The sequence below is a fragment of the Paraburkholderia sp. EB58 genome (assembly GCF_050436665.1).
Taxonomy (GTDB): Bacteria; Pseudomonadota; Gammaproteobacteria; order Burkholderiales; family Burkholderiaceae; genus Paraburkholderia.
On sequence record NZ_JBNDMQ010000083.1, the window covers coordinates 1 to 6,360 of the forward strand.

General features: G+C 63.6%; 4 protein-coding genes. 2 read left to right on the forward strand and 2 right to left on the reverse strand.

The window, feature by feature from the left end; translation table 11 throughout:
- Nucleotides 1–180 precede the first annotated feature (180 nt).
- Both P3T40_RS44665 and P3T40_RS44670 read right to left on the reverse strand, forming a co-directional pair.
- Complete coding sequence (locus P3T40_RS44665) at nt 181–1,221, reverse strand: ABC transporter substrate-binding protein (RefSeq protein ID WP_429274050.1); 1,041 nt, start codon at nt 1,219–1,221, stop codon at nt 181–183.
- Between the two features lie 52 nt (nt 1,222–1,273).
- On the reverse strand, nt 1,274–2,413 hold the full coding sequence (locus tag P3T40_RS44670) for a mandelate racemase/muconate lactonizing enzyme family protein (protein ID WP_429274051.1): 1,140 nt from the start codon (nt 2,411–2,413) through the stop codon (nt 1,274–1,276).
- Nucleotides 2,414–2,617: 204 nt separating this feature from the next.
- Here P3T40_RS44670 and P3T40_RS44675 point away from each other — a divergent pair, with 204 nt between their 5' ends.
- Together P3T40_RS44675 and P3T40_RS44680 are read left to right on the forward strand one after the other, a co-directional pair.
- Entirely contained in the window at nt 2,618–4,045 is a 1,428-nt protein-coding gene (locus P3T40_RS44675) for a PLP-dependent aminotransferase family protein (RefSeq protein ID WP_429274052.1), read from the forward strand.
- 133 nt (nt 4,046–4,178) lie between these two features.
- Nucleotides 4,179–5,411 carry an MFS transporter gene (locus P3T40_RS44680; RefSeq protein WP_429274053.1) on the forward strand — a complete coding sequence of 411 codons (1,233 nt, stop codon included), beginning with the start codon at nt 4,179–4,181 and terminating at the stop codon, nt 5,409–5,411.
- The last annotated feature ends 949 nt before the right edge of the window (nt 5,412–6,360 follow it).

Here is a 6,360-nt window from a genome sequence, read left to right on the forward strand (position 1 = left end):
ATGCTGAAGTTGTGAAAGCTGTCACCGTACTGGGTGACGAACGACTGAACCACGTCGTTCACCCAGTCGGCAATCGACAGATGCAGGAAAAACGAATGCATGATCAAACCTCCGATGCGCCTGAACGGACAGCGTAATGCGCCATCCGTTCAGCACAAAGTGTCGTGACGTCGTCGCAGATCAGGCGCCTGCGAGCGACGCCTGGACTTTCTGTGCAACGTCGTTCGAAACCCACGGCTTCCACATTTCCGGATGATCGTGGAGGAACTGCTTCGCCATCGTCTGACCGTCGATCTTCTTGCTGGTCATCTCGAGGATGGTCTTGTTCAGGAAGTCCATCGGGAAGTTGACTTTCGCGTACGCGGCCATCAGTTCAGGCTCGGCCTGATAGAACGGCGTCGAAACGCCGACCTTCAGATGCGACACCAGATACGACGACGCGCATTGCGACGTGCTGTTGTCGGCGCGCAGCGTCTCCCAGCATTTCTGATCGAACGGCGGCATCTTCAGTTGCACGAACTTGTACTTGGCCATCAGCGCAGCCGGTTCCCAGTAATAGAACAGGATCGGCTTGCCGCGCTGATAGGCGGACGTGATGGCTGCGTCGAGTGCGGCACCCGTGCCTGGGCGGAAGTTGGTGTAGCTGTCGTCGAGCTTGAGCACCTTCAAGAGACGCGAGTTGACGCGCTCGCAATCCCAACCGGCCGGACAGTTGAGGAAGCGGCCCTTGCCGGGTTCTTCGTCATCCTGAAAGAGATCTTTGTATTTCGGCAGATCGGCGACCGAAGTCAGGTTCGGCGCCAGCGGCTTGATGCCGCGCGCCGGGTCGCCCTTGATGACGTATTCGGGTACGTACCAGCCTTCGTTGGTGCCGCCGGGCAGCGTGTCGCCGATCAGCTTGACCTGCCCGCCCGCGACGCCCTTGGCGATGATCTCCGACCGGCCCGTCCACTGTTCGCCCCAGACCTGCAAATCGTCGCGCGCGAGTGCCGTTTCGGTGGCGGCGGTGCTGCCCGGCACGGTGTCGGTCTTGCAGCCGTAGCCCTTCTCGGCGATATAGCGCAGCACTTCCGACGTGAACGAACCGCTTTCCCACGTGACACCGGCAAAGTGCACCGTCTTGCCGCTCGAACACCAGGTGCCGGCGTGTGCGGCGGCTGGGAATAGGGCACTGGCGGCGAGCGCTACGCAGGCGGCGCGCACCCAAGGTCTGATCTGCATTGTCTGTCTCCGTTTTTTGCTTTGGTGTGGGCCTCGTGCGAGGCGTCAATCGTCAGGCGTAAGTACTGCGAGAGCTTTGAGTCGCGGCGAGTACGTCCTCGTCGAGCGTGAGGCCGAGGCCGGGTTCGTCGGAGAGCGTGAGCCAGCCTTCGTCGTCGACGTCGATCGGCTGCGTCAACATGAAATCGCGGCGCTCAATCGACCATTCCGGCGGGTCGTACGGAAACTCGATGAAGGGCGCCGAGGCGGCTCCGGCCGTCAGATGCAGGTTGGCCGCGAGGCCGATGCCGTTACCCCAGGTGTGCGGCGTGAACACCTTGCCGTGCGTTTCGACCGCCTGCGCGAGCTCGCGCAGGCCTTCCATGCCGAGCGAACAGGCCACGTCGGGCTGAAACACGTCGAGGCAGTCGCGCGCGAGCAACTGATCGAACTCGTAGCGCTCGCGGGTCATTTCACCGCCAGCGATGCGCAGCGTGGTGGCACGGCGCAGCGCGGCGTAGCCGTCGTAGTCGCCGCGATGCAGCGGCTCCTCCATCCAGTAGACGTTCTGCTTTTCCAGTTCGCGGGCCACTTCGAGCGCTTCGCTCACCGTCCACGGCGCGGCCGTGTCCCACGGCATACGCCAGCCCTGATTGCAGTCCACCATCAATTCGAGGCGGTTGCCGACGGCATCGCGCACGGCGGCCAGCGCCGTGAAATCATCCGCGAGACTCGGGCGGCCGAAGCGAATCTTCAGCGCCGGGAAGCCGCGCTCCGCGACCTGCAGCGCCATTTTCGCCATCTCGTCCGGATGCCGATGCACGCCGCTCGAGGCATACGCGCGAATCCGCTTGCTGCGCCCCCCCATCATCTTCCAGCAGGGTTCGCCGCGAATCTTGCCGGCGAGGTCCCACAGTGCGATATCGAGCGGCCACGGGCGGCCAGCGTGAAAGCCGATGTTGTCGAGGACGGCGCTATGGCGCGCGAGGTCGAGCGGATCGGTGCCGACGAACAGGTGCTGGTAGTCGGCGAAGCCGTACATGGCGTCGCCGGAGCCAATGCCGACATGGCCCGCGTCGTCATGGACGCGCACGATCGTGGCGGGAAATTTGCGGCGCGGCTGGCTATCCCACGAGGCCGGAAACGGCGGGTCGAGTTCGAGCTGGTGATGCGTGATGTCGATCCGGCTGATGCGAGGTGTCTCACGGCTCATTAGGCGCTCCTGGCTGGATGCCGCAATGCCGCATCGAGGCGGCATATTGAAATTAGGAATGACGCCATGCTATGGAGGCGGAACGAGCAACTCAATCGCTTCAATTAAAGTAAATGACTGCATGCAATGTGGTGAGATTGAATGCGTATCATGCTAATGACACCCATGGCATAGCAATGCCGCACAGAAGGAGACCGTCGCATCATGGCGATGAACGCGTGGCTGCCCAGGATTGAAGCGGGCAGTGATCCCAAATACCAGGTCATTGCACGAGCATTTGCGCAGGCGATCCTCAACGGCCAACTGCCGGCGGGCGAAAAACTGCCGCCGCACCGGTCGCTTGCCAGCGAATTGCACGTGACCACCGGCACCATCAGCCGCGCGTACGCTGAGCTGGAGCGCCAGGGGCTCGCGAATGCGCGGGTCGGCGACGGCACCTATGTAGCGCAGGCCCGGGCGCGCGAGATGTCCCCCGGCACAGCGCACGGCATGATCCGTCCCGGCATGCCGCAAGCACCGGCGCTGATCGATCTGGGCCAGAACGTGCCGCAGTCGACAGGCGAAGCGGCTGCACTGTGCGCCACGCTGCATGAGATCGGCAACGATGAACGGCTTGCCGCCGAATTGCTGCAATACGCGCCGGAGGCGGGCTCGATGCGCCATCGCCTCGCGGGCGCCGCATGGCTCGGGCGTGCCGGCAGTCCGGCGAGCGCATCGCGCGTGCTGGTGACGCAGGGGGCGCAGCACGCGTTGGCGTCGGTGCTGCGCGCGGTCGCGAGGCCGGGCGATACCGTGCTGGCCGAAGTGGTCAGTTATCCGGGCATCATCGCGCTCGCGCGGCAGTTGCGGCTGCATCTGGTGGGCGTCGAAATCGACGCCGAGGGTCTTGTCCCCGCCGCGCTCGAACTCGCCTGCAAGTCGCTCCACCCGCGCGCCATCTTCTGCGTGCCGACCATCCACAATCCGACCACCGCGACGATGTCGAGCGAGCGGCGCGACGCCGTGGCCGCGATCCTGCAGCGGCATAGTGTGTTGCTGATCGAGGACCTCGTGCCAGCCATGCTGCTCGACTCGCCGCCTGAGCCGCTCTCCACGCGTCTGCCGGATCAATCGTTTTTGATTGCGGGCTTGTCAAAGTCAGTCGCGCCGGGCTTGCGAGTGGGATATCTGCAGGCGCCGGCCGCGTGGTGTTCGAAGATCGCGGCGGTGATTCGCAGCGATTGCTGGATGACCGCGCCGTTGATGGCCGAGGTGGTGTCGCGCTGGATCGAGAACGGTGAGATGGAGCGTCTGAACGGCTTGCAGCGCGCGCACATTGAGACGCAGCACGAGGTGGCGAGCGAGGTGCTCAAGGGCGTGGCGTACCGGCATGCGGCCACCAGTTCGCACTTGTGGCTGCCGCTGCCTGAACCGTGGCGCGCGGCGGAATTCGCGGCGGCGCTGCGCCAGGAGGGCGTGCTCGTCAAGACCGCGGACAGCTTCGTGATTGGCCGCAATGCCGCGCCGCACGCGATTCGCGTCTGCATGACGGGTGCGCCGTCGCGCGAAGCGCTCACGCGCGGTTTGTCGATCATCCGCACGACGCTCGATCATGGACTCGAAAGCGGCATGGCTTCGTCGTATGCGCCTTAATTGACCCTATGTGGCGTGATCGACCCAGGCGCTTAAGGCCCGCGATTACGTCGCATCAATAACAGAGCAAGAAGCGGAGCGTGCCGCGCGGCTGAAGCGGCGACGATGACCTCATTGAAACCGGAGGTCATCGATGAGTATTTCAATCCCGCACCCTGTCGTCAGATTGCCAGCCGCGTTCCAGCGGCTTGCGTGGTCGAATCTCGTTGCGCAATCCGCCGAGCAGATCAGCCTCGCTGCTGCGCCGCTTGTCGCGGTGTTCGCGCTCGGCGCGAGCGCCCGTGAAACGGGCTTGCTGCAGACCGCACAGACGTTGCCGTTCCTGCTGCTGTCGATTCCGTTAGGCGTCTGGGCCGATCGTCGCTCGCGTCGAACCTTGATGGCGCTCGCCGAAGGCATGCGCGTGATCGCGATGCTGAGCGTGTTGTTGATGGTGATGTTGCATGGGTTGACGCTGCCCTGGCTTGCTGCGTTCGGGTGTCTGGGCGCGGCCGGCACCGTGGCATACAACGTGGCGGCGCCTTCCCTTGTGCCTTCGCTCGTAGCGCGCGAGTCCTTTGCTGTCGCGAACGGACGGCTCGAACTCGCGCGCAGCGCCGCGTATTCGGCGGGTCCGGCGCTTGGCGGCATGCTGGTGGGCTGGATCGGCGCCGGGTGGGCGTATGGCTGCGCGGCCGGCCTGTCGGCGATGGCGGTTGCGCTGCTGGCCGGGCTGCGTGAGCCGCCGCGCGAACAGGCCGGACAACGTCACTTTCTGCGTGAACTGCGCGACGGTACCCGCTTCGTGCTGGGCGACACCTTGCTGCGTCCGATGCTTGCCACCGCGGTGTTTTTCAATCTCGGCTTCTTTATGTTGCAGGCGGTGTATGTGCCGTACGCGGTGCATCGGCTTGGGCTGACGGCATCGGCGGTGGGCGTGACGCTGGGTGCGTATGGCTTCGGCATGGTGTGCGGTGCGTTGGCTGCGCCTTCGATAGCGGAGCGGCTCCGGTTTGGACGGGTGCTGACGATTGGTCCGTTCTGCGGATTGCTCGCTTCGCTGGTGATGGTGGCGACATGGGTGGTGCCGTCGTTCTGGTTGGCAATGCTAAGTTTCTTTCTGCTTGGGGTTGGGCCGATTCTGTGGGTGGTCGGGTCGACTACCTTGCGGCAGGCTATTACGCCGGATGGGATGATGGGGCGTGTTTCAGCGATTAATAGCACCGCTACGTATGGTGCGCGGCCGGTCGGTGCGTTGCTGGGTGCAGCTGTTAGCTGGCATTGGGGGATGGAAGTGTGTCTGGTTTTGGCTGCGGGCGCGTTTTTTGTGCAGGCGGTCATTATTGTGGGGTCGCCTGCGGCGCGGCTTGAGGGGGTGCCCGCATAGTGGCCTTTTTGCCTTGCGGCGCGTTGGGTGTTTGCATGCGGCGTTGGTCTTTCCTTGTATTGTTATCGGTCCGGTCAGGGTTAGCTTTGGCTGTTTGCCTATGGCGTTGGCCTTTCCTTGCATTCTTATCGGTCTATTAGCTTCTCCCCTGTGCGGGGCGGCACCTACTTTCTTTGCCGCCGCAAAGAAAGCGGGCTGCAACCGCCAGCCTGTAGTGAGCCACCTCGGTCATCCAGCGGAAACGGCCCAAGACGAGATGTGCCCTCGCGCCACATACCTCAGTGACAAAGCACTCATCCGTTCCAGCGTCGCGCTACGCGCCCCGCTGTTGGGCATAACCCCTTGTGTATGCCGCCGGTGTGAGCCATGGCCGCGCTCGCCTCACCGCGATTCCCCGTGCACGCATCGCCGCGCAAACCCCATACCCTTCTGCGCAGACGCCTCGGCACCCATATCCCCTCTTCGCATACCCCTCTGCACCCATACTCCCTCGTCACATATCCCATGTGCGCAGACACCGGCAAACCTCGGGGCACATATTGCTGCGTATGCCGCGCAGCGCGATTGGCTGTCGCCATCTTGCGCGCGGTTCAACGCACGCGCAGGGCAAGCGGTTTGGGACCAGGTGCAGTTGAAGACGAAACCGGACGAATCGTGTGCGGAAACTAGCCCGTCTTGGTGGACCTGACCGCCGCGCACGAAGTGCGTGGGCGGGATGAAGGACTGCTGTGTCACTAACGTGTGTGGTGCGAGGGCACATCTCGTCTTGGGCCGTTTCCGCTGGATGACCGAGATGGACACCTACAGGCTGGCGGTTGCAGCCCGCTTTCTTTGCCTACTTTCTTTGCGGCGGCGCGGCGGCAAAGAAAGTAGGTGCCGCCCCGCACAGGGGCGAAGCTGATATGACTCCCGGTGTCAATCGGGATCGGTTTTCAGTTTTCAGTTTTCA